The sequence below is a fragment of the Streptomyces phaeochromogenes genome, assembly GCF_001418655.1.
Classification (GTDB): Bacteria; Actinomycetota; Actinomycetes; order Streptomycetales; family Streptomycetaceae; genus Streptomyces; species Streptomyces phaeochromogenes.
Map to the genome: position 1 here is coordinate 1 of NZ_LIQZ01000192.1, position 21471 is coordinate 21471.

21 protein-coding genes and 1 pseudogene are annotated in these 21471 nt (G+C 68.1%); 3 read left to right on the plus strand and 19 right to left on the minus strand.

From position 1 onward, the window contains the following. Positions 1-8 precede the first annotated feature (8 nt). The 4 genes and pseudogenes from AOK17_RS25550 to AOK17_RS25560 form a co-directional block, all read right to left on the minus strand. Positions 9-380 carry a holo-ACP synthase gene (locus AOK17_RS25550; RefSeq protein ID WP_055614900.1) on the minus strand — a complete coding sequence of 124 codons (372 nt, stop codon included), beginning with the start codon at positions 378-380 and terminating at the stop codon, positions 9-11. Positions 381-550: 170 nt separating this feature from the next. Continuing rightward, positions 551-667 (minus strand): annotated as a pseudogene (locus AOK17_RS52445) (ATP-binding protein); the annotation flags it as partial. A gap of 59 nt (positions 668-726) precedes the next feature. Continuing rightward, positions 727-2574: a glutamine--fructose-6-phosphate transaminase (isomerizing) gene (glmS, locus tag AOK17_RS25555; protein ID WP_055614901.1), complete on the minus strand. Its 1848-nt coding sequence runs from the start codon at positions 2572-2574 to the stop codon at positions 727-729. 111 nt (positions 2575-2685) lie between these two features. Next, positions 2686-2937 carry a hypothetical protein gene (locus AOK17_RS25560; protein ID WP_157881388.1) on the minus strand — a complete coding sequence of 84 codons (252 nt, stop codon included), beginning with the start codon at positions 2935-2937 and terminating at the stop codon, positions 2686-2688. Between the two features lie 185 nt (positions 2938-3122). Between AOK17_RS25560 and coaA the strand changes: the two genes are divergently transcribed. Together coaA and AOK17_RS25570 are read left to right on the plus strand one after the other, a co-directional pair. Further along, the gene (gene coaA / locus AOK17_RS25565; protein ID WP_055614902.1) at positions 3123-4112 is read left to right on the plus strand and encodes a type I pantothenate kinase; all 990 of its coding nucleotides are present in this window, start codon (positions 3123-3125) and stop codon (positions 4110-4112) included. Between the two features lie 89 nt (positions 4113-4201). Next, the gene (locus AOK17_RS25570; protein ID WP_055614903.1) at positions 4202-5131 is read left to right on the plus strand and encodes a DUF389 domain-containing protein; all 930 of its coding nucleotides are present in this window, start codon (positions 4202-4204) and stop codon (positions 5129-5131) included. Positions 5132-5313: 182 nt separating this feature from the next. Here AOK17_RS25570 and glmM read toward each other — a convergent pair whose 3' ends face one another. The 3 genes from glmM to rplM all read right to left on the minus strand — a co-directional run bounded on the left by glmM (position 5314) and on the right by rplM (position 7953). After that, positions 5314-6672 (minus strand): phosphoglucosamine mutase, encoded by a 1359-nt coding sequence (gene glmM / locus AOK17_RS25575; protein WP_055614904.1) that lies wholly within the window; start codon positions 6670-6672, stop codon positions 5314-5316. A gap of 267 nt (positions 6673-6939) precedes the next feature. After that, on the minus strand, positions 6940-7467 hold the full coding sequence (rpsI, locus tag AOK17_RS25580; RefSeq protein WP_055614905.1) for a 30S ribosomal protein S9: 528 nt from the start codon (positions 7465-7467) through the stop codon (positions 6940-6942). Between the two features lie 42 nt (positions 7468-7509). After that, on the minus strand, positions 7510-7953 hold the full coding sequence (rplM, locus tag AOK17_RS25585) for a 50S ribosomal protein L13 (protein WP_055614906.1): 444 nt from the start codon (positions 7951-7953) through the stop codon (positions 7510-7512). A 356-nt stretch (positions 7954-8309) separates the two neighbouring features. On the opposite strand from rplM, the gene AOK17_RS25590 reads away from it, so the two are divergent. Beyond that, the gene (locus AOK17_RS25590; RefSeq protein ID WP_055614907.1) at positions 8310-9179 is read left to right on the plus strand and encodes a hypothetical protein; all 870 of its coding nucleotides are present in this window, start codon (positions 8310-8312) and stop codon (positions 9177-9179) included. A gap of 139 nt (positions 9180-9318) precedes the next feature. Here the strand turns inward: AOK17_RS25590 and AOK17_RS25595 are convergent, their stop codons facing one another. The 12 genes from AOK17_RS25595 to infA form a co-directional block, all read right to left on the minus strand. Next, a complete protein-coding gene (locus tag AOK17_RS25595) occupies positions 9319-10071 on the minus strand; it encodes a polyprenol monophosphomannose synthase (RefSeq protein WP_055614908.1) in 753 nt (250 codons plus the stop codon). 71 nt (positions 10072-10142) lie between these two features. Next, entirely contained in the window at positions 10143-12002 is a 1860-nt protein-coding gene (locus AOK17_RS25600) for a glycosyltransferase family 39 protein (RefSeq protein ID WP_055614909.1), read from the minus strand. Then, positions 11999-14062: an ArnT family glycosyltransferase gene (locus AOK17_RS25605; RefSeq protein ID WP_079053280.1), complete on the minus strand. Its 2064-nt coding sequence runs from the start codon at positions 14060-14062 to the stop codon at positions 11999-12001. Before AOK17_RS25605 ends, AOK17_RS25600 begins: the two co-directional genes overlap by 4 nt. Next, positions 14059-15108: a glycoside hydrolase family 26 protein gene (locus AOK17_RS25610; RefSeq protein ID WP_079053281.1), complete on the minus strand. Its 1050-nt coding sequence runs from the start codon at positions 15106-15108 to the stop codon at positions 14059-14061. The genes AOK17_RS25605 and AOK17_RS25610 overlap by 4 nt, the downstream gene beginning before the upstream one ends. Beyond that, complete coding sequence (locus AOK17_RS25615; protein WP_055614911.1) at positions 15105-16700, minus strand: glycosyltransferase family 2 protein; 1596 nt, start codon at positions 16698-16700, stop codon at positions 15105-15107. The genes AOK17_RS25610 and AOK17_RS25615 overlap by 4 nt, the downstream gene beginning before the upstream one ends. 200 nt (positions 16701-16900) lie before the next feature. Further along, positions 16901-17758: a tRNA pseudouridine(38-40) synthase TruA gene (truA, locus tag AOK17_RS25620; protein ID WP_055614912.1), complete on the minus strand. Its 858-nt coding sequence runs from the start codon at positions 17756-17758 to the stop codon at positions 16901-16903. Between the two features lie 128 nt (positions 17759-17886). After that, positions 17887-18405 carry a 50S ribosomal protein L17 gene (rplQ, locus tag AOK17_RS25625; protein ID WP_055614913.1) on the minus strand — a complete coding sequence of 173 codons (519 nt, stop codon included), beginning with the start codon at positions 18403-18405 and terminating at the stop codon, positions 17887-17889. Positions 18406-18598: 193 nt separating this feature from the next. Next, positions 18599-19621, minus strand: a complete 1023-nt coding sequence (locus AOK17_RS25630; protein ID WP_003966937.1) for a DNA-directed RNA polymerase subunit alpha — start codon at positions 19619-19621, stop codon at positions 18599-18601. Between the two features lie 148 nt (positions 19622-19769). After that, positions 19770-20174, minus strand: coding sequence for a 30S ribosomal protein S11 (gene rpsK, locus AOK17_RS25635; protein WP_003956432.1), 405 nt, complete (start codon positions 20172-20174; stop codon positions 19770-19772). Between the two features lie 68 nt (positions 20175-20242). Then, complete coding sequence (rpsM, locus tag AOK17_RS25640; protein ID WP_055513621.1) at positions 20243-20623, minus strand: 30S ribosomal protein S13; 381 nt, start codon at positions 20621-20623, stop codon at positions 20243-20245. A gap of 194 nt (positions 20624-20817) precedes the next feature. Beyond that, entirely contained in the window at positions 20818-20931 is a 114-nt protein-coding gene (rpmJ, locus tag AOK17_RS25645) for a 50S ribosomal protein L36 (RefSeq protein WP_003998809.1), read from the minus strand. Positions 20932-20990: 59 nt separating this feature from the next. Beyond that, positions 20991-21212: a translation initiation factor IF-1 gene (gene infA, locus AOK17_RS25650; protein ID WP_003948620.1), complete on the minus strand. Its 222-nt coding sequence runs from the start codon at positions 21210-21212 to the stop codon at positions 20991-20993. Positions 21213-21471 lie beyond the last annotated feature (259 nt).

The following is a 21471-nucleotide window of genomic DNA, read 5'->3' on the forward strand; positions in this document are numbered from 1 at the left end:
GGCCACCCCTACCCCTCCGCAACCACCACCGCAGAAGCCACCCCCGCGTCATGGCTCAACGACACATGCCACGACCGAACCCCCAGCTCAGCCGCCCGCGCAGCAACGGTCCCCGTAACCCGCAGCCGCGGCTGCCCGCTGCCCTCGACGTAGACCTCGGCATCGGTCCAGCGCAGCCCCCCCGGCGCGCCCAACGCCTTGGCCAACGCCTCCTTCGCCGCGAAGCGAGCGGCAAGGGAGGCGACACCCCGCCGCTCCCCGCTGGGCAACAGCAACTCGCTCTCCAGAAACAGCCGTTCGGCCATCCCGGGCGTCCGCTCCAACGACGCCCGGAACCGGTCGATCTCAGCTACGTCGATCCCGACACCGATGATGCTCATCCGGGGACTCTACGATCCGCCGGAAGAGGTCGAGCAACTCCGGCGGCTCGTCCTGTCGGCTGTCTTGCTGGTCAGCCAACGCTCAGGCCTGCTCAGGAGTGGTTCCAGGAACCTCCGGGTCCTCGGCGAACACGGGATGCGTCCACCCTTCCGATGGGCGAGATTAATGTTCAGGCGACGGCTGCCAGCTCGCACCACATGTACTTGCCCCGATTGCCGAATCTGGACAGCGGCTGCCAGCCCCAAGGGTCCGAGCACGCCCGGACCAGCGCGAGCCCCCGGCCAGGGCAACCCTCACCTTCCCGGCCGGAGCCTTCACCCCCTTCATAGAGGCGCTGAAGTCGCCCTACTCCACCGTCACCGACTTCGCCAGATTCCGCGGCTGATCCACCTCGTTGCCCCGGGCGGTAGCCAACTCGCAGGCGAACACCTGCAACGGCACAGTCGCCACCAGCGGCTGAAGCAGCGTCGGGGTGGCCGGGATCCGGATCAGGTGATCGGCGTACGGGACGACCGTCTCGTCCCCCTCCTCCGCGATCACGATCGTCCGCGCCCCCCGCGCCCGGATCTCCTGGATGTTCGACACGATCTTGTCGTGCAGGACGGACCGCCCCCGAGGCGACGGAACGACGACGACCACCGGCAGATCCTCCTCGATCAGAGCGATCGGCCCGTGCTTCAACTCCCCCGCCGCGAAGCCCTCGGCGTGCATGTAGGCGAGTTCCTTGAGCTTGAGCGCGCCCTCCAGGGCGACCGGATACCCCACATGCCGCCCCAGGAACAGCACGGTGTTCTTCGAGGCGAGCGACCGGGCCAGCTCCCGCACCGGCTCCATGGTCTCCAGCACCCGCTCGACCTCGCACGAGATCCGGGACAGGTCACGCACCACGGCCTGGATCTCGTCGCCCCACTTCGTCCCGCGGACCTGGCCCAGATACAGCGCCACCAGATAGCAGGCCACGAGCTGCGTCAGGAACGCCTTGGTCGAGGCGACCGCTACTTCCGGCCCCGCGTGCGTGTAGAGCACGGCGTCGGACTCCCGGGGAATCGTCGACCCGTTCGTGTTGCAGACGGCCAGCACCCTGGCCCCCTGCTCCCGCGCGTGCCGCAGGGCCATCAGCGTGTCCATGGTCTCGCCGGACTGCGAGATGGCGATCACCAGCGTCCGCGCGTCCAGGATCGGATCCCGGTACCGGAACTCACTCGCGAGCTCCACCTCGCACGGGATCCGCGTCCAGTGCTCGATGGCGTACTTGGCGATCAGCCCGGCGTGGAAGGCCGTACCGCACGCGACAATGACGACCTTGTCCACCTCGCGCAGCTCGGTGACGGGGATCCGTACCTCGTCGAGCGAGAGCGCCCCGCTCGCGTCGATGCGCCCGAGCAGCGTGTCGGCGACGGCCTTCGGCTGCTCGGCGATCTCCTTGAGCATGAAGTAGTCGTAGCCGCCCTTCTCGGCGGCGGAGACGTCCCAGTCGACGTGGTACGGCCGCACCTCGGCTGGCCGCCCGTCGAACCCGGTGACACTCACCGCGTCCCGCCGCAGCTCGACCACCTGGTCCTGCCCGAGCTCGATGGCGGACCGGGTGTGCGCGATGAAGGCGGCGACATCGGAGGCGAGAAAGGCCTCGCCCTCCCCGACCCCGACGACGAGCGGCGAGTTGCGCCGCGCGCCCACGACCACGTCCGGCTCGTCGGCGTGCGCGGCGACCAGTGTGAAGGCGCCCTCCAGCCGCCGGCACACCAGCCGCATGGCCTCGGCGAGGTCGGCGCAGGCGGAGAACTCCTCGGCGAGCAGATGCGCGACGACCTCGGTGTCGGTCTCGGAGGTCAGCTCGTGCCCCCGCTCCGCCAACTCGGCGCGCAGCGCGGCGAAGTTCTCGATGATGCCGTTGTGGACGACGGCGACGCGCCCCGCGTTGTCGAGATGAGGATGGGCGTTGGCGTCGGTCGGCCCGCCATGCGTGGCCCACCGGGTGTGCCCGATGCCCGTGGACCCGGTCGGCAACGGCCGCTCGACCAGCTCCTTCTCCAGGTTGGCGAGCTTCCCGGCCTTCTTCGCGGCGGCCATCCCGCCGTCCGCGAGCACCGCGACGCCCGCCGAGTCGTAACCCCGGTACTCCAGCCGCTTCAGTCCGGCCACCACCACATCGAGCGCCGACTGCGACCCCACGTATCCCACGATTCCGCACATGGCGGCAGCCTAGATGCCGACGCACGCCCCGCCCCGGCACCGCGTGCCCGATATCGGAAATTGCCGCCCGGAGGGTCCGGAGCGCTCGGAGCTCCCCTGCTCCCCTGTTCCCTACTCCCCGCGCTCGATCCGGTCGATCGCCTCCTGGACCATGCCCAGGTACTCGACCTCCTCGCAGCGCGGCTTGCTGCCCATCTCGTAGAGGTCGATGCAGTCGTAGAGGTACTCCCCCAGGTCCTCGTCCGGGAGGTCGACGGACAGCTCGCTGCAGACCCGGGCCTCGTGCTCCGCCGACGGGACGGCCCCGACGGCGGGCCCCGGTCTGCGTCTGCCGAATCCACGCACACGGAAACGCACGGCCATGACGACCACCCCAACCCCCGAGAACACCGGAAGGCGGCTCGCTCCCGGATGGGCGGACGCTATCCCCGTACGAGCGGGCGGTCCAGACTTCCGGACGCACCCGGGACCCACCCGGACGCGTGTAGAACGCACCGACGTGACGGACTCCACCCGCCACCCTGTTCAAACTCCCGTAACAATGAACTGTGATCTCACCGGTCTCCTCGTTGCCGCGGAGCGCCCACCGGCCCAGGCCGGAGGCGACTCCCTACCTCGACCTCACCCGCTCGGAATGGAGCGCGCTGCGTGAGAAGACGCCGCTTCCGCTGACCGCCGAGGAGGTGGAGAAGCTGCGCGGCCTGGGCGATGTCATCGACCTCGACGAGGTGCGGGACATCTATCTGCCGCTCTCCCGGCTCCTCAACCTCTACGTCGGCGCGACCGACGGCCTGCGCGGCGCCCTGAACACGTTCCTCGGCGAGAAGGGCTCCCAGTCCGGTACGCCGTTCGTGATAGGCGTCGCGGGCTCGGTCGCCGTCGGCAAATCCACCGTCGCGCGCCTTCTGCAGGCCCTGCTGTCCCGCTGGCCCGAGCACCCGCGCGTGGAGCTGGTCACCACGGACGGCTTCCTGCTGCCCACCAAGGAGCTCCAGGCCCGCGGCCTGATGTCGAGGAAGGGCTTCCCGGAGTCGTACGACCGCCGCGCGCTGACCCGTTTCGTCGCGGACATCAAGGCGGGCAAGGACGAGGTGACGGCCCCCGTCTACTCGCACCTCATCTACGACATCGTCCCCGGCAGGCGGCTCACCGTCCGCCGCCCGGACATCCTGATCGTCGAGGGCCTGAACGTCCTGCAGCCCGCCCTGCCCGGCAAGGACGGCCGCACCCGCGTCGGCCTCGCCGACTACTTCGACTTCAGCGTGTACGTGGACGCCCGGGCCGAGGACATCGAGGCCTGGTACCTCAACCGCTTCCGCAAGCTGCGCGCCACCGCCTTCCAGAACCCGTCCTCGTACTTCCGCAAGTACACGCAGGTGTCGGAGGACGAGGCCCTGGACTACGCCCGCACGACCTGGCGCACCATCAACAAGGTGAACCTCCTGGAGAACGTCGCCCCGACCCGTGGCCGCGCCACCCTCGTCGTCCGCAAGGGCCCGGACCACAAGGTGCAGAAACTGAGCCTGCGCAAGCTGTAGGCCAGTTGGAGAACGGCCGCGGACGAGCCGTGGACGGGCCGCGCGGCCGGTGTCCCGGGCCGTCACCCCTCGCGGCTACTCTGCGGGGCATGCTGCATCTCCGCCTGATCACCCCGGCCGACAGAACCGACGCCGTGGTCCGCCTGATCGAGGACACGGTCGGTACCACCCACCTGGCGGTCGTACCGGGTGCCGCCCGCAACCCCGCGGGCGACATCGTGATGGTCGACGTGGCGCGCGAGGCCGGCGACGAACTCATCGCCGGGTTGCGCGAGTTGAAGATCGACACGCACGGCTCGATCGCCGTCGAGAACATCGACCTGTCGCTGTCGGAGCGCGCCGACAAGGCGGCGGACGACGCGCCCGGCGAGGGCGCGGACGCGGTCCTGTGGGAGCACCTGGCGGACGCGACGCACGAGGAGTCGACGCTCTCGGTCACGTACATCGCCTTCATCACGCTCGCCACGATGATCGCGGCGTGCGGTGTGGTGCTCGACAACGCGATCCTGATCGTGGGCGCGATGGCGGTGGGCCCGGAGTTCGGCCCGCTGGCCGGCTTCAGCACGGCCCTGGTCCAACGGCGCCCGCGGCTGGCCCTGCGCTCCCTGATCGCGCTGCTGGTGGGCTTCGCGGTGGCGATGGCGGTGACGGTCGGCTTCAGCCTCTTCATGGACGGCCTCGGCCTGTTCAGCGAGGCCCAGTTGGAGGGCGACCGCCCCAACACCGCCTTCGTCTACGCCCCCGACGCCTTCTCGTTCGTCGTGGCGGTCCTCGCCGGCATCGCCGGCACCCTCTCCCTGACCTCGGCCAAGTCGGGCCTCCTGGTCGGCGTGGCCATCTCCGTCACCACGGTCCCGGCCGCCGCCAACGCGGCCGTCGCCCTCAGCTACGGAGACACCACCCAAACCATCGGCTCCACCAACCAACTCCTGCTGAACCTCTTGGGCATCGTCCTGGCAGGAACCCTGACCCTCCTGGCCCAGAAATGGCTGTGGTCAAGGCAGAGGGCGCGCGCCTAAGGGGCGCGAGGAACCGCGCAGCTTCCAGGGGCGCGGGGAACGGCGCAATCTTTCAGCTTCCAGGGGCGCAGGGAACGGCGCAGTCCTTTGCTTTTAGGGGCGCGGGGAACTGCGCACTCCAGCCACAACCAACCCGCACCCCGCAACGAACGGCTCCCCCCGCCCCCTACCCGGCCGAAGAATCAACCGAGCGCAGACTTCACCGCATCAGCCAACCGCCCCGCCACAGACCGAGCCTGATCAATATCCGCCGCCTCGACCATGACCCGAACCAACGGCTCGGTCCCGGAAGGCCGCAACAACACCCGCCCGGTGGCCCCGAGTTCCCGCTCGGCCTCACCCACCGCCGCGGCGAGCTCCGCGGACGTCCCCACCCGAGACCGGTCGACATCCGGCACGTTGATGAGAACCTGCGGCAACCGCTCCATCACGGACGCGAGTTCCCGAAGCGTACGACCGGTCTGGGCGACCCGCGCCGCGAGCAGCAGCCCGGTCAGCGTGCCGTCGCCCGTGGTCGCGTGGTCAAGGATGATCACGTGCCCGGACTGCTCGCCGCCGAGCGCGTACCCGTGCTCCTTCATCTCCTCCAGCACGTACCGGTCCCCGACCCCGGTCTGCACGAGGGACAGCCCCTCCCGCTCCATGGCCAGCTTGAACCCGAGGTTCGACATGACCGTCGCGACGACGGTGTCGGACCGCAGCTCGGAACGCTCCCGCATCGCGAGCGCGAGCACGGCGAGGATCTGGTCGCCGTCGACCTCAGCACCCGTGTGGTCCACGGCGAGGCACCGGTCGGCGTCACCGTCGTGCGCGATACCGAGAGCGGCCCCGTGCTCGATGACGGCGGCCTTGAGCAGGCCGAGGTGCGTGGAACCGCACCCGTCGTTGATGTTGAGCCCGTCCGGGTCGGCGCCGATCGTGACGATCTCGGCGCCGGCGCGGGTGAAGGCCTCGGGCGAGACCCGGGCCGCAGCGCCGTGCGCCTCGTCGAGGACGACCTTCAGACCGTCCAGACGGTTCGGAACGGCCGTGAGGAGATGGGCTACGTACTGGTCGAAGCCCTCCTCGTACGAGCGGACGCGGCCGACGCCCGAGCCGGTGGGCCGGTCCCAGGGAGCGCCGGTGCGGTGCTCCTCGTAGACGGCCTCGATCCGGTCCTCCAGCTCGTCGGCGAGCTTGTGTCCGCCGCGGGCGAAGAACTTGATGCCGTTGTCCGGCATGGCGTTGTGGCTGGCGGAGAGCATCACACCGAGGTCCGCGCCGAGCGCACCGGTGAGATACGCCACCGCGGGGGTCGGCAGGACGCCGACGCGCAGGACGTCCACGCCCGCGCTGGCGAGGCCCGCGACCACGGCGGCCTCCAGGAACTCCCCGGACGCGCGCGGGTCCCGGCCGACCACCGCCGTCGGCCGGTGGCCTTCGAAGGTTCCCGCTTCGGCCAGTACGTGCGCCGCCGCCACGGAGAGGCCGAGCGTGAGCTCGGCCGTCAGATCCGCGTTGGCGACACCACGTACGCCGTCCGTCCCGAAGAGTCGTCCCACTGGTGTCCTCCGAACTTGCTCAGGCTTACTCAGAAACGTGCGGCTCAGGCCAGGGGTCCGGCTGCGGCCCTTGTCAGGGTCCGGCTACGACCCCTGTCAGGTATATCCCCCGGACCTGTATATCTCCCAGGTCCGTCGCAAGGCTGCCGCCTTGCAGGCCTCTCTCGAGACAGACTTCCGGACCTGTTCCAAGGTTGTGGTAAACGAACGCCCCGGCGGCACAGAACGTGCCGCCGGGGCGTTTCGTGCAAAACAGCTGAGCGATATTTAGCGCTTGCTGTACTGCGGGGCCTTACGGGCCTTCTTGAGACCGGCCTTCTTGCGCTCGACCGCACGGTCGTCACGCTTGAGGAATCCGGCCTTCTTCAGGGCGCCGCGGTTGTTGTCCACGTCCGCCTCGTTCAGCGCGCGGGCCACGCCGAGGCGCAGGGCACCGGCCTGACCGGAGACGCCGCCACCCGAGATGCGGGCGACCACGTCGTAGCGGTCGTCGAGCTCGAGCACCTTGAAGGGCTCGTTGACTTCCTGCTGGTGCACCTTGTTGGGGAAGTAGTCCTCAAGGGTGCGACCGTTGATCTTCCACTTGCCGGAGCCCGGGACGATCCGGACGCGGGCGATGGCGTTCTTGCGACGGCCCAGGCCGGCGGCCGGCTGCGGGTCGCCGAAGCGGCCGGCGAGGGACTCCGAGGTGTACTCGCCCTCGACGGGCACCTCGGACTCGGTGGTGTACTGCTCGACATCGACAAGCTCGGTCTCAGTCTCTTCGACCGGCTGCTCGACAGTGGTCTCGGCCACGATTCTCCTCAGATTCTGTTCAGTCTTAGGGGGTGGCCGGAACTACTGCGCGACCTGGGTGATCTCGAACGGCACCGGCTGCTGAGCAGCGTGCGGGTGCTGGTCGCCCGAGTAGACCTTCAGCTTCGAGAGCACCTGACGGCCCAGGGTGTTCTTGGGGATCATGCCCTTGATGGCCTTCTCGACGGCCTTCTCGGGGTTCTTCGCCAGCAGCTCGTCGTAACGGACGGAGCGCAGACCACCCGGGTAACCGGAGTGGCGGTACGCCAGCTTCTGGGTCTTCTTGTTGCCGGAGAGGTGCACCTTGTCGGCGTTGATGATGATGACGAAGTCACCAGCGTCGACGTGGGGGGCGTAAATCGGCTTGTGCTTGCCCCGGAGGATGTTCGCGGCGGTGGTCGCCAGACGGCCCAGGACGACATCCTGAGCGTCAATGACATACCACTGGCGAGTGATGTCGCCGGGCTTGGGGCTGAACGTACGCACTTCGTAGCCTTCGCTTCTTCAGTGGATGGGTCCTGACACATGGCATCACTGAAGCGATCGTGCAGCTGGGGACGACAATGCCGGGGACGCTGCCCGTATGCCGCCCACTGGTAACTGCTCCAGGGAACCTACGTAAGGGCCTCTCGCGTGAGAACGACCAAGCCGATACGCATAACGAACTGCAAGAGTACTCGCGCCGCCCCGGAAGGGTCAAAACGAGTGACCCCGCCCCTCCCCGGCTCGTACCAACCACCCCGAGATACCCCCTTTGGCCTCATTCCCGCTTGACACATCAGGGGTCCCGGTGCTGCCGGAGACGGACCAGCACGCCCCTTGTCCCGTCTAAGATGCGCCCCATGAGCTTTGGGCAGGGGGGACCCTCGTGGGGTTCCGGGGGATCAGGTTCTCAACCGCCTCAGTGGGGCGGTCAGTCACCGGACTGGGCGGCGCTGGCCGAGGCGTCCGAGACGCGCAACCGGCGCCGCAGATGGCTGCTGATCGGCGGAGGCGCGCTGGCCACGGTCGCGGTCGGCACGGCCGTCGCCATGGCCGTGGTCTCGGCGGACGGCAACGAACAGGCGTCGAACCGGCCTGCCTCCGAGCTGCCCACGTCCGCGGCCATCCCCTCGGACACCACGGGCACCGGCCCGTCCTTCGAGGAGACCTCGGCGCCGCCGCCGCTGGATCCGAAGGACTTCATAGGCAACGTCAAGAAGGACACCGCGCCGCTCGCTCCGGACCTCCTCTTCCCGGGTACGCAGCTGACGATGGGCGAGACCGTCTACAAGAAGGGCGCGATGGCGTCCACGAAGAACTGCGCGTCGGCCGCCCAGGGCACGCTCGGCCCGGTTCTCACCAAGAACGACTGCACCCGCTTCATGCGTGTCACGTACGAGAAGGACGGGATCGCGGTGACGGTGGGCGTGGCCGTCTTCGACGCCGAGGGCCAGGCCCTCAAGGCGAAGAACGACGCCGACGCCAAGAGCGTCGTCCAGTCCCTGTCCGGCGAGGGCGTCCCCACCTTCTGCCGCTCGGCGATCTGCCGCTCGACCACCAACTCGTACGGCCGCTACACGTACTTCACGGTCGCCGGTTTCACCAACGGCAAGGACGTGACCCAGAAGGACTCCAAGGTCTTCACCACCGGCGACGACCTGGCCGAGTTCACCTTCCGCCAGATCCACCGCCGCGGCGAGTCCCAGGCGTCCGCGGCCGCCAACCAGTAGACCGCGCCAGTAGACCTCGTTCGACCGGCGGAACGGCCGCCGGAGAACAGAACGGCGGCCCGCCCCCCGGCAGGCCGCCGTCCCCTTGTCTACTCGCCTACTGCTGCTCGCGCTTCTGCACGCCTACCTGCGCGCATGCCTACTTGTGCTTGAGCCGCAGCTTCACCGGCACCACGGCCGACTCCAGCTGCGTACGCAGGGTCATCTTCGAGACACCCTCGGTCCGCTCCTCGAAGCGGATCGGGATCTCGACGGCCGCGTGACCTGCCCGTACGGCCTTGAACTTGAGCTCGACCTGGAAGCTGTAGCCCGCGCTGTCCAGGGAGTGCAGGTCGACGTCGCGCAGGGTCTGGGCCGACCACAGGTTGAAGCCCGCCGTGATGTCGCGGATCTTCGTGCCGAGCACCGTACGCGCGTAGCGGTTGGCGAAGCGGGACAGCAGCACGCGGTGCGCGCCCCAGTCGTCGTCGAGCTGGCCGCCCTCGACGTACCGGCTGCCGATGACCAGGCCGACGCCCGAGGCCACGGCGGTGCCGAGCATCCGTGGGACCGCTTCCACGGGGTGGCTGCCATCGGCGTCCATCTGCACGACGTACTGCGCGCCCTCGTCGACGGCGGCGCTCATGCCCGCGACGTACGCACGCCCCAGGCCGTCCTTCTCGGTCCGGTGCAGCACGCTCATCCGGCGCCGCCCGTCCCAGTTGTACTTCTCCGCCAGCTCCTCGGCGATCCGTCCTGTACCATCCGGACTAGAGTCGTCCACTACCTTCAAGTGGAGCCCGTTCAGCGGCAGTTGAAGCACAGCCTCGGCCATTCTCGGCAGATTGGCAGCTTCGTTGTACGTAGGCATCACCACGGTGACAGCCACGTCCGCCCCCACGTCGTACGACATCTCTTTCCCTCCCCATTTCTCTGTTTGCCCCCCACCGGACGCGGGACTCGGCCCGCGTCCGGAAACCCAACTCAGGTATGCACCTTGCGCTTGGCGGCGTCGTCCTTTTCCTCGGACGAGTCGTCCGTCGCCGCGCGTGTCCTTTCGAGGAGCACGAGCTGGAGGTATTTGAGCTTCTTAGTCTTCACGACCTTGAAGCTTCGCTGGATCACGGTCGCCGACGTCTTCGGCATGCCGCTGAACGGCTTCCCGTCGAGCGTGGTCGACACGAGCCAGAGCCGGTCGGCCTTGGCCAGGCACTTGGCGGGATGCGGGCACTCGGCCGCGTCGAACGAGCCCCGCTCCTGCGGTGTGCGGTACATCAGCCAGTCCTTGGGCCGGCCCGCGTCGTCGCGCAGCTCGTAGTCCATGGCCCGGCGCTCGGTCTGCACACCGCTGAAGACGATGCCGTCGCCCTTCTTCTGCCCGGCCTCGATGAGCTGCGCGGCGCCCCGGAAGTCCGGCTCGCCCAGCGCGTTCTGCCGGGTCTCACGGATGCCGGGCAGCGACTGGAAGGCGATTCCGGCGACCGTGGCCGCCACGAGCACCCAGCCGAAGCCGCGCCGGGCCGCCGCACCCGTACCGGCCTTCGCCCCGGCCACCGGGCCGGCTATCCGGACCACCGCGACGGCCGCGAGCAGCACCCACGCGGGTGCCGTGAACTGCAGATAGCGCGGCAGGAAGAGGTGCAGCTGCGCGGCGGTGACATAGGTCACCAGCGGCGGCAGCACGATCCAGGCGGCCAGCGGAAGGGCCATCCGGCCGGCGAAGAACAGCCCGACCGTGCCGAGCGCCATCACCGGTACGGCCACCGCCCAGGAACCGAAGAGGTTCATGGGGAAGTCCATCAGGTCGTCGATGCCGGGGTTGTTCCAGGCGATCTGGCCGCTCTGGCCCGAGCCCGAGACGGCCATCGGGACGACGAAGCACATGCCGAGCGTGAAGGCCGCCGCGTACGCCCAGCCCACGATCTTGTCGCCCGAGCGGCGCGCGATCACGATCATCACGAGATGTGCGCCGAGCACCGCCATCGAGGCCAGGTGGCTCCAGCCGATCAGCGGCACCGACAGGGTGTAGGCGACCCACACCTTGAACGACGGCTTGTCCAGCGCCCGGGCGAGCAGCAGCGTCGACAGCAGCACCGCCGCCACGGCGAAGGCGTACGGCCTGATCTCCTGCCCGTACCGGGTGGTGAACGGCATGACGGCGACGGCCAGCCCCGCGAGGATGCCCGCCTGGGTGGTGAACAGCCGCCGCCCGAGCAGGGCGAGCAGACCGGCCGAGGCCGCCATGGCCACCGCGCCCGGGATGCGCATCGCGGTCGGGGAGTCCCCGGCCACCGCGAGCCACATGTGCATGAGCACGTAGTACGGCGTGAACACCACGTCGATCGAGCGGATCAGCAGGCTCAGGTCGTGGAACGACAGCGAGGCCGCCCACCAGGTGGCGTGCTCGTCCCGCCACAGCTGCCGGTCGCCGATCCCGCGCCAGATCATGGCGAAGGCGAGCGCCGTGGGCAGCAGAAACGTCACGGCAGTGACGAGCCGGCCGCCCTTCGACTCCTCGGGCTCGTCCTCCCCGGGCTCGTCCGCGGGCGGCTCCGGGTCCACCGGCGCCGGCGCGACGGGCTCGGCGGCCCGCGCCTGCTGCTGCCCGGGCGCGCTGTAGGCGCCCTGATCGGTGTACTGACCGGGGTCGGCGTACTGGCCGGGAGCCGCGTACGCGCCCTGCGCCGGGTCCGCATAGGTGCCCTGACCAGGACCGGCGTAGCCGCCCTGACCGTCGGCGTACGCGCCCTGCCCGGCGTAGGAGCCCTGACCCGCGTACGGATCATGGCCACCCTGGGCATCGGGATATCCGCCGCCGTACGGCGGAGAGGCATTGACACTCATCGCTTCACCCAAATCCGGAACGCGCCGTCGCCCTTACTCGTGGTGAAGCGCGACACGGCTGCCAGGCGGTAGTGGGAATTGCCGCGCAGCGCGTCGGTCACGGCCGTATCGACCTCGGGCGTGACCGTCCCGCGCAACACGATGACGTCGAACTTCGCGTCCTTGACCGCGGCACTGTAGGCATCGGTGCCGGAGTGCTGCTTGCCCTTCTTGTCCTTGTAGTCCATGCCGAACGTGCTCTGCCACTGGTCGTAGTCGGTCTTGTCCCGCAGGTAGTACGCGGGGACCTCGTGCTCCTCGGCGAGGTAGCTGCCCTTGCGGTCGACCATGTTGCGCAGGATCGCCGTCATCTCCTTGGAGTCCGGGAAGCTGTACGCCTGCTGGGACTGCACCATGCCGAACACCAGCGTCAGGACGTAGAGCATGATCCCGAGCTGCGGGTGCCGGAAGTGCGGGCCGACGAGCCGGGACATGCCGAGGCCCGCCATCGGTCCGGCGAAGAGCAGACCGAAGCCCACGTGCTTGAAGAGCGAGATCTCGGTCTGCAGGTGGATCTGGTAGACGGGGGCGAGCAGCGCGGTGCCGGTCAGCACCACACCGAGCGATATCCGCCGGAACCTGCCCGGTCCCTGCTTGTCGACCCACGGCATCTCGCCCATGCTCGGGCGGATCACATAGGCGATGGAGCCCCCGAGCGCGGCGAGGAACATCAGCCCGCCCCACTCGGAGCTGTGCTGCAGGATCGTCGCCGCCGTGTCGGCGCCCTTGGCACGGTCGGTGGTGGTCTGGCTGATACCGCCGAGCGACCCGGTGTAGAGGTAGGACGCGACCAGCATGGCGAGCATCGCCCCGCCGAACACCACACCGCGGGCGAACGCGAGCAGCCCGCGGTACCGGTAGGTGGTCAGCACCGCCAGGACCACCAGGGTCGGCAGGTACAGACCCGCCGCGTACTTGGTGCCGAAGGCGAGGAACGCCGGGGGCGCCGCGAGCACGACCGCCAGGATGTGCGAGCGGCCGGTCCGTACGACGATCCAGAACGACAGCGCGAGCAGGAAGATCGCCGCGGCGTCGAAGGTGGCGAAGTTGCCGAGGAACACCGTCGACTGGATGACCGAGAACAGCGCCGCCGCGCCGAGCGCCGCCCGGACGTTGAACATCCGGCGGGTCGTCGCGTACAGCAGCGCGGTCGCGCCGAGCATGAAGAAGAGGCTGACGATACGCACTCCGGCGAGCCCGGCCACGCTGTCGACCATGGCCGCGAGCACCGGGTACAGCTTCGGGTAGCCCGAGAAGTAGCCCTCGAAGTCACCCGGCACGGGCGTCCCGTGCAGGATGTTCCCGACCTCGTAGTGGCCGGCCGCGATGTAGAGCGCCTCGTCCTGGAACGCGGTGCCGCGCAGCCGCAGCGAGAGCCCGGTCTGGATCAGCAGGACGCAGAGCATCACCCAGCGGCCCAGCAGCTTGCTGCGCCCGCCGTCCACCGCCCACGCCGACTCCTGCACCGGCGGCAGCGTGTATCCCGGCTTCTCCTCCGACTCGGCCTCGGGCTCCACGGACGCGGGAGCCGCCTCCGGCTCGACCGCGGTGTACGAGGCGTACGGGTCGTAGGGCGCGTAGGTGTCGTAGGTCTGCTGGTCCGGGTACGAGGTCGTCCGGTCGTGGACGTCGAAGCGCCAGCTGCCGGTCTCCGTGACATAGCCGCCCTGGTAGGCCTGCTGCTCCTGGTACGGAGGGTAGGTCGGCTGTACCCGGGGCCGGGTCTGGGCCTGCTGCGCGTACTGCCGCAGGCTCTCCTGCTGCGCGTACCGCCGCTGGTCCTCGTCGGTGGCGGCGTACTGCTGCTGGTTTCCGTGACCGTACTGCTGTTGTTGCTGGTGCTGCTGTTGCTGCCCGTTCTGCTGGTACTGCTGCGGGTACCCGTTGTCGGCGTACTGCTGCTGGCCCTGCTGTTGTTGCCCCTGCTGATGCCCCTGCGCCTGGCCCTGCTGCTGCCCGTACCCGTACTCGTCGTGCAACTCGGAGTCGTCCGCCCAGGTGGGCGTGCGTCGGTCGCTCATGGCTTCGTCACATCGAATCCGAAGCTGGAGTTCGCCGCCTGCTGCTTGAAGGTCTTCTCCGACAGCGGACCGCTGTTGATGCGCCAGTCCGTCTCCTTGTCGAAGTTGAACCAGACGAACCCGATGACGTCGTCGCGCTGCACGGTCCCCTGGAAGAGGGACTTGATGTCGGCGGGCTTGCGCTCACCGGCCTGCGCGGCGGTCTCCGCGATGATGAACGGCTTGTTCGTGAAGCCGCGGATCTGCGTCATCGTCGGCCCGTACAGCGTCTGGTACGTGTTGGGGCCGGTGGCCGCGTAGTAGCCGATGACACCGACCCAGTCGACGTAGTCGTCGCCCGGCCAGTACGGCTTGAGCTTCACCTTCGGCATCGGGTGGGTGACGTTCGGGCTCCACACCCAGATGACCTGGGTGGCGCCCTCGTCGTCGAAGAGGTCGTGGATGTGCTTGTACGCGGCGGTGAAGTCGGCGGCGCTGGTCTTCTTGGTGCCCCACGGGTACCAGAAGCCGTTCATCTCGTGCGCGAAGCTGATCGCGACGGGGAGGTTCAATTCCTTGACGGACTTCGCGTACTCACGGATGTACTTGTCCTCCTTGCCGGAGGCGATGTCCTTCATGCTGGTCTCGAAGGGCTCCCAGGCGATGAACGCGACAGAGCCGTAGTCCCAGGAGTTCTTCACGAGCTCCTGCTCGTACTGGTCGCCCCAGGCGGAGTAGAACTCGATCAGGTTGGGCTTCTTGCCGGCGCGCTTCGCGAAGTCCTCGACGGCCTTCATCTTGGCGGGAGCGCCGTCGGCGGCCACGCCCAGGTACTTCTTCTTCGGGTCCAGCAGCGGCCGCACGTCGTACGGCGGCTCCGGCTTCGCGGACTCACTGGCCTCACCGGTGCCCTCGGCACCCGGCTGCTCGCCCTGTCCGCGCTCGTACTGGTCGCGGCCCTCCTCGGAGAACGTGCTGCACCCGGCCAGCAGCGCACCGGCGATGAGCGTGGCGGCGAGCGCCCGCACGGGACGTGATGCCCGCACTCGGCGTACGGAAAAACTCATGCGGTCGCTTCCTGCACTTCCTGGGCACGCGGCTGTACGAGGACACGGCCGACGACCATCGCGTAGAAGAGGCCGGCGGACAGCATCAGCGCGAAGTCCGGCGGATAGAGGGTGAGCATGCGCCAGGCGGCGACGATGATCCACAGGACGGCGGTACCGCCGGTCCAGAAGATCATGCAGTTCCAGTAGCGGCGCATGCCGTTCTTCTTGGCGCCCGCCGAGCCCGTGGGCTTCCAGCCCATCGGACGTCCCCGCAGCACGTCCCAGACCGCGAAGACGTGCGACCACCCGTACATGATCCGGACGGCCCAGGCCTCAAGACGGTACGGAGCCCGGTGCCACAGCGGCAGGACCAGCGTCACGTACGCGACGCTCGGCAGCACCCACAGGGCGGCCTCGGCGCGCAGCAGGTCGGGCCGCAGGATCATCAGGGCGAGCGGGATGACCGGCGCGATGAACGTGGCGAGCGCGGTCTGAAGGTAGTAGAGGAACCCCGACACATAGCAGAGCCGGGTCTTGAACTTGAGGTCCATCTCCCAGAACCGCTTGCTGGTGAGGAGCTCAAGAGAGCCCATGCACCAGCGGTACTGCTGGTTGTGGAAGGCACCGGCCGTGTCCGGGCACACACCGGCGGACAGCGCGACGGGCACGTAGCGCAGCTTCCAGCCCAGGGCCCTCAGGTCGAAGCCGGTGTACATGTCCTCGGAGTGCTCGATCAGCGTGATGCCGTTGGTCTGCTCCAGGGCCGCGCGCCGGTAGACGGCGCACGAACCGACGCAGATGGAGCCGTCCAGGTCCTCACGGGAGGTCTGCACGGACCGGTAGAACTGCTCCTGCACCGCGCCCGCGCCGCGCTCGATCCAGTTCTGCGCGTCGACGATACGGAAGAACTGCGGCGACTGCACGATGGCGCACTTCTCGTCGTCGTCCATGTGCGGCAGCAGCTCGTCGAGCAGGTCGGCGCGCGGCGCGAAGTCGGCGTCCAGGATGAGGATGTGGTCGCCGTCGGTCTTCTCGAAGGCGTGGTTGAGGTTGCCGGCCTTCTTGAACCAGCCGCGGTTGGGCCGCACCACATAGTTGAACCCGAAGTCGCGGGCCATCGCCCCGACCTCTTCCTCGGCCGCGTCGTCCAGGACGTACGTGTTCACGACACCCTGGTAGCTGTCCGCGAGGCGGTTCACATGGACCCAGGTGTTGTGGAGCACCTCCAGGGGCTCACCGCACACCGGCAGGAAGATGTCCACGCTCGGGTACACCGCTGGGCGCCACTGGCGTACGAGACGCTTGTGGCCCTTGATGTCGAAGTCCTTGCTGAGCCCGTCGAGGTACAACGAGATCAGGTAGTCCGCGATGATGAACGCCAGCAGCGGCAGCGTCAGCCAGAACCACGGGCTCGACGCCGTGAACAGGAACTGGCTCATCGCCAGACACGCGAAGCTGATCAGCGAACCGACCGTCAGCACCCACAGGTGCCGACGGGAGTACGAGTACTTCTCGACGTCGTCAGGCGGCGTCGGCAGGAGCCCATGACTCTGCGGCGTCCTTTTTCGTTTCCTGTTCTGCGGAACACGAGCAGTCCCCACTGCACTCATGCAAAACCCCCGGGGCCGTTGCGGCCCGTTACCCCCACCCGAACTCGGCCAACCCCTAATCGAACCTTCAGCCGAGCAGCGGAATCATAACCGAGTTTCAGAGGTTACGTCCGAACGTACGTGTTACGCAGGGGTTTCATCACGCGCCACAGCGGGCATACGTAGCCACTTGCCCCTTTGTTCTAGGGTCTCGGCTCCCGTCAGCAGCACCCCGCCCCCGGCAGGGTCCGCCGGTTTCGCGCCTCTTTGTTCCGCGCCGCAAGCAACTCGTCGGCCGGATACCCGACCTCTTCGAGCGTCAGCCCGTGCGGCCGCACCACATGCACGGCCGAATCCCGCACCCCCGCGGCGAGCACCTTCCCGGGCCAGTCGGCCGCCCGGTGCCCGTCCCCCACGAACAGCAGCGCCCCGATCAGCGACCGCACCATGTTGTGGCAGAACGCATCGGCCCGCACGGTGGCGGTGATGACCCCGTCGCTCCCCCGCTCCAGACTCAGCTGCTGAAGCGTACGGATGGTCGTGGCACCCTCCCGCTTCTTGCAGTAGGCGGCGAAGTCATGCTCACCGAGCAACCGCTCCGCGGCCTCGTTCATGGCGTCGACGTCGAGCGGCCAGTCGTGCCACAGGACATGGCTGCGCAGCAGCGGATCGACGCCACCGGGGTTGTCGGTGACGCGATAGGCGTACCGCCGCCAGACGGCCGAGAACCGCGCGTTGAAGCCGCTCGGCGCCTCCCTGACGGCCCACACCCGCACGTCCTTGGGCAGCCGTCCGGCCAGCCGCTTGAGCAGCTTCTCCCGGTGCTCGTCCCACAGCTCCACCGGCAGATCGACATGAGCCACCTGCCCGCGCGCGTGCACGCCGGCGTCCGTCCGCCCGGCGACGGTCAGCTCGTACGTCGTGTCCTTCGACCGGGTGACGGTCCGCAGCGCGGCCTCGATCTCCCCTTGAACGGTCCGGCGCCCCCCGGCCTGCTTGGCCCACCCGGAGAACTCGCTCCCGTCGTACGACAGGTCGAGACGGACACGGACATGGCCGGGCTGAACTTCGTCACTCACCCTGGATCCTTTCAGGTACGAAAAAGCGGGCCCGCCCCTGGAAGGAACGGACCCGCTCAAGCACGCCCTGTAAGGGGCGCGGGGAACTGCGCGACCAGTCACGACGGACCAGCGGCCAAAGGAAGGCCTTACGCCTCCTTGGACTCCTCGGCCTCGTCAGCCTTGGTCACATCGACCTTGGCGTCCTCGACCTTGGCGTCCTCGACCGGAGCCTCGACAACAGCCTCGGCGTCCTTGGCGGAGCGCTTCGTCGCCGCCTCGGCCTCACCGGTGGCCTGCTGGGCCACGGTCAGGGCCTCCACCAGCTCGATGACAGCCATGGGCGCGTTGTCGCCACGGCGGTTACCGATCTTGGTGATACGGGTGTAGCCACCCGGACGGTTCTCGTAGCGCGGGCCGATCTCGGTGAAGAGCGTGTGCACGATGCTCTTGTCCGTGATGACCGAGAGCACCTGACGGCGGTTGTGAAGGTCGCCCTTCTTCGCCTTGGTGACCAGACGCTCGGCGTACGGCCGGAGCCGACGGGCCTTCGCCTCGGTGGTCGTGATCTTGCCGTGCTCGAAGAGCGACTTCGCGAGGTTCGCGAGAAGCAGCTTCTCGTGCGCGGCACTGCCGCCCATACGGGCACCCTTGGTGGGCTTCGGCATGGTGTTTCTCCTAGGTGTCTGCCCCGGCCGTATCAGGTACCGAAGTCAGTATCCGAGCGGGCGGCTGCCCGTCGAAGATCCGGGGCGCCCTTGTCAGAGCGCCTCGGAGGGTCCGCGCCCCGTGAGGGGCGCGGGGAACTGCGCGACCAGTCACAACGGTCCCGCAGCCAAAACAAACAGTGGACCCGAGCCCTTAGTACTGCTCGGTCTCCACAAAGCCCGCGTCCGCGTCGTCGTCGGCACCAAAGGCGTCGGCAGCGGCGGTCGGGTCGAACCCGGGAGGCGAGTCCTTCAGAGCAAGACCCATCCCGGCGAGCTTCGCCTTGACCTCGTCGATCGACTTCGCACCGAAGTTACGGATGTCGAGCAGGTCCGCCTCGGACCGAGCCACGAGCTCACCCACGGAGTGGATGCCCTCGCGCTTGAGGCAGTTGTACGACCGAACGGTGAGCTCGAGCTCCTCGATCGGCAGGGCGAGATCGGCGGCGAGCGCGGCGTCCGTCGGGGACGGGCCCATGTCGATGCCCTCGGCGTCGATGTTGAGCTCGCGGGCCAGACCGAACAGCTCGACCAGCGTCTTACCGGCGGAGGCCATGGCGTCACGGGGACGCATGGCCTGCTTGGTCTCGACGTCGACGATCAGCTTGTCGAAGTCGGTGCGCTGCTCGACACGGGTCGCCTCGACCTTGTACGTGACCTTCAGAACGGGCGAGTAGATGGAGTCGACCGGGATGCGCCCGATCTCCTGACCGACCTGCTTGTTCTGAACAGCCGAAACGTAGCCACGGCCACGCTCGACCGTGAGCTCCATCTCCAGCTTGCCCTTGCCGTTGAGCGTGGCGAGGACGAGGTCGGGGTTGTGGACCTCGACACCGGCCGGGGGCGCGATGTCGGCGGCGGTGACCAGACCCGGACCCTGCTTGCGCAGGTACATCACGACCGGCTCGTCGTGCTCCGAGGAGACGACCAGCTGCTTGATGTTGAGGATCAGGTCGGTGACGTCCTCCTTGACGCCCGGCACGGTGGTGAACTCGTGCAGGACACCGTCGATGCGGATGCTGGTGACAGCCGCACCGGGGATGGAGGAGAGAAGAGTCCGGCGGAGCGAGTTGCCGAGGGTGTAGCCGAAGCCCGGCTCCAGCGGCTCGATCACGAACCGGGAGCGGAACTCGTCGACGACCTCTTCGGTCAACGAGGGACGCTGAGCGATCAGCATGAAGTGAATCCTTCAGTCAGGGGCACCCACTATTTGATGCCCTTGCCACCGGGCGGTAGCCCGTTGTGTTACAGCTACAAGGGTACGGGCGGCACGGCCCCGAAAGGCCATACCGCCCGGACCCCAGAAAAATCAAGACAACCGTGCGTCAGACGCGACGGCGCTTGGGCGGACGGCAGCCGTTGTGCGGCGTGGGCGTCACGTCCTGGATGGAGCCGACCTCAAGACCGGTCGCCTGAAGCGAACGGATGGCCGTCTCGCGACCCGAGCCCGGGCCCTTCACGAAGACATCGACCTTGCGCATGCCGTGCTCCTGCGCGCGGCGGGCGGCCGACTCGGCGGCCATCTGCGCGGCGAAGGGGGTGGACTTGCGCGAGCCCTTGAAGCCGACGTGGCCGGCGGAGGCCCAGGAGATCACGTTGCCCGAGGGGTCCGTGATCGAGACGATCGTGTTGTTGAACGTGCTCTTGATGTGCGCGTGGCCGTGAGCGACGTTCTTCTTTTCCTTGCGGCGCACCTTCTTGGCAGCGCCCTGACGACCCTTGGGGGGCATCTATAACTCCTACGGGGAGGTGGTCGGTCCTACAGCGAAGACCGCTGATGAAGCGTTGTCCGCTGGGACTACTTCTTGCCCGGCTTCTTCTTGCCGGCGATGGCGCGACGCGGGCCCTTGCGGGTACGAGCGTTCGTGCTGGTGCGCTGACCGTGGACGGGCAGGCCACGACGGTGGCGCAGACCCTGGTAGCAGCCGATCTCGACCTTGCGGCGGATGTCGGCCTGAACCTCGCGGCGGAGGTCACCCTCGGTCTTGAAGTTGTTGTCCACGTACTCGCGGATCCTGACCAGCTCCTCCTCGGAGAGGTCACGAACGCGGGTGTCGGGGTTGACGCCGGTGTCGGCCAGCGTCTTCTGCGAGAGGGTCCGGCCGATGCCGAACACGTAGGTGAGGGCAACCTCCACGCGCTTTTCGCGCGGGATGTCAACACCGGAAACGCGTGCCATTCAATGGCTCCAGTTGTCGTTCGGAGGTCTTCCGCAGAACCGGTTCCCAGCCGCCGTATGAGGTACGACTTGGGTCCCCAGCCTCCGACCGGGGGTATCGGAATCCCTGCGAACAGTGGATCCGGGCTCTGCGTATGAACATGTGCTACTTGCGTCGCGCGAAGCTCTGCGGGTGCAGAGGGTTCGGTCGTGCGTCAGCCCTGGCGCTGCTTGTGCCGCGGGTTTTCGCAGATGACCATGACCCGGCCGTGACGGCGGATCACCCTGCACTTGTCGCAGATCTTCTTGACGCTCGGCTTGACCTTCATTGGGTGAGGTTCTCCGGGTCAGTGCCACCGCCCCGCGGAATACGGGACACAGGCAAGATCTACTTGTACCGGTAGACGATCCGGCCACGGGTCAGGTCGTACGGAGACAACTCCACCACGACCCGGTCGTCAGGGAGGATGCGGATGTAGTGCATGCGCATCTTGCCGCTGATGTGTGCCAGGACCTGGTGGCCGTTCTGGAGCTCGACCTTGAACATGGCGTTCGGAAGAGACTCGACGACAGTGCCCTCGATCTCGATGGCACCTTGCTTCTTGGCCACGCTTCGCCCTTCGAATCGACTACCTTGATCGACCCCGCGCTTACTGCACGCAGACATGCAGATGCACGAGAGCCGACGAGTCAGTCTACGCCAGGGCCCTCGGAAAGACGAATCGAGATAGCCTGCCCCGCACGGAAGATCCCTAAGCAGCGGGCTTGTCCCCATCACTGGGAACGGGGCCCGGCAGAGGCGCCCCCGATAGGGGCGCGGGACTGTATCGATGTGCGGCTCCGCCGCGTGGGCGCAACCAGCCCCCACA

Excerpts from the sequence above, each read along its gene's own strand:
- AOK17_RS25550 (WP_055614900.1), bottom strand. The coding sequence starts at position 380 with ATGAGCATCATCGGTGTCGGGATCGACGTAGCTGAGATCGACCGGTTC.
- glmS (WP_055614901.1), bottom strand. The coding sequence starts at position 2,574 with ATGTGCGGAATCGTGGGATACGTGGGGTCGCAGTCGGCGCTCGATGTG.
- AOK17_RS25560 (WP_157881388.1), bottom strand. The coding sequence starts at position 2,937 with ATGGCCGTGCGTTTCCGTGTGCGTGGATTCGGCAGACGCAGACCGGGG.
- AOK17_RS25570 (WP_055614903.1), top strand. The coding sequence starts at position 4,202 with ATGCTGCATCTCCGCCTGATCACCCCGGCCGACAGAACCGACGCCGTG.
- AOK17_RS25590 (WP_055614907.1), top strand. The coding sequence starts at position 8,310 with ATGAGCTTTGGGCAGGGGGGACCCTCGTGGGGTTCCGGGGGATCAGGT.
- AOK17_RS25595 (WP_055614908.1), bottom strand. The coding sequence starts at position 10,071 with ATGTCGTACGACGTGGGGGCGGACGTGGCTGTCACCGTGGTGATGCCT.
- AOK17_RS25600 (WP_055614909.1), bottom strand. The coding sequence starts at position 12,002 with ATGAGTGTCAATGCCTCTCCGCCGTACGGCGGCGGATATCCCGATGCC.
- AOK17_RS25605 (WP_079053280.1), bottom strand. The coding sequence starts at position 14,062 with ATGAGCGACCGACGCACGCCCACCTGGGCGGACGACTCCGAGTTGCAC.
- AOK17_RS25610 (WP_079053281.1), bottom strand. The coding sequence starts at position 15,108 with ATGAGTTTTTCCGTACGCCGAGTGCGGGCATCACGTCCCGTGCGGGCG.
- AOK17_RS25615 (WP_055614911.1), bottom strand. The coding sequence starts at position 16,700 with ATGAGTGCAGTGGGGACTGCTCGTGTTCCGCAGAACAGGAAACGAAAA.
- rplQ (WP_055614913.1), bottom strand. The coding sequence starts at position 18,405 with ATGCCGAAGCCCACCAAGGGTGCCCGTATGGGCGGCAGTGCCGCGCAC.
- AOK17_RS25630 (WP_003966937.1), bottom strand. The coding sequence starts at position 19,621 with ATGCTGATCGCTCAGCGTCCCTCGTTGACCGAAGAGGTCGTCGACGAG.
- rpsK (WP_003956432.1), bottom strand. The coding sequence starts at position 20,174 with ATGCCCCCCAAGGGTCGTCAGGGCGCTGCCAAGAAGGTGCGCCGCAAG.
- rpsM (WP_055513621.1), bottom strand. The coding sequence starts at position 20,623 with ATGGCACGCGTTTCCGGTGTTGACATCCCGCGCGAAAAGCGCGTGGAG.
- rpmJ (WP_003998809.1), bottom strand. The coding sequence starts at position 20,931 with ATGAAGGTCAAGCCGAGCGTCAAGAAGATCTGCGACAAGTGCAGGGTG.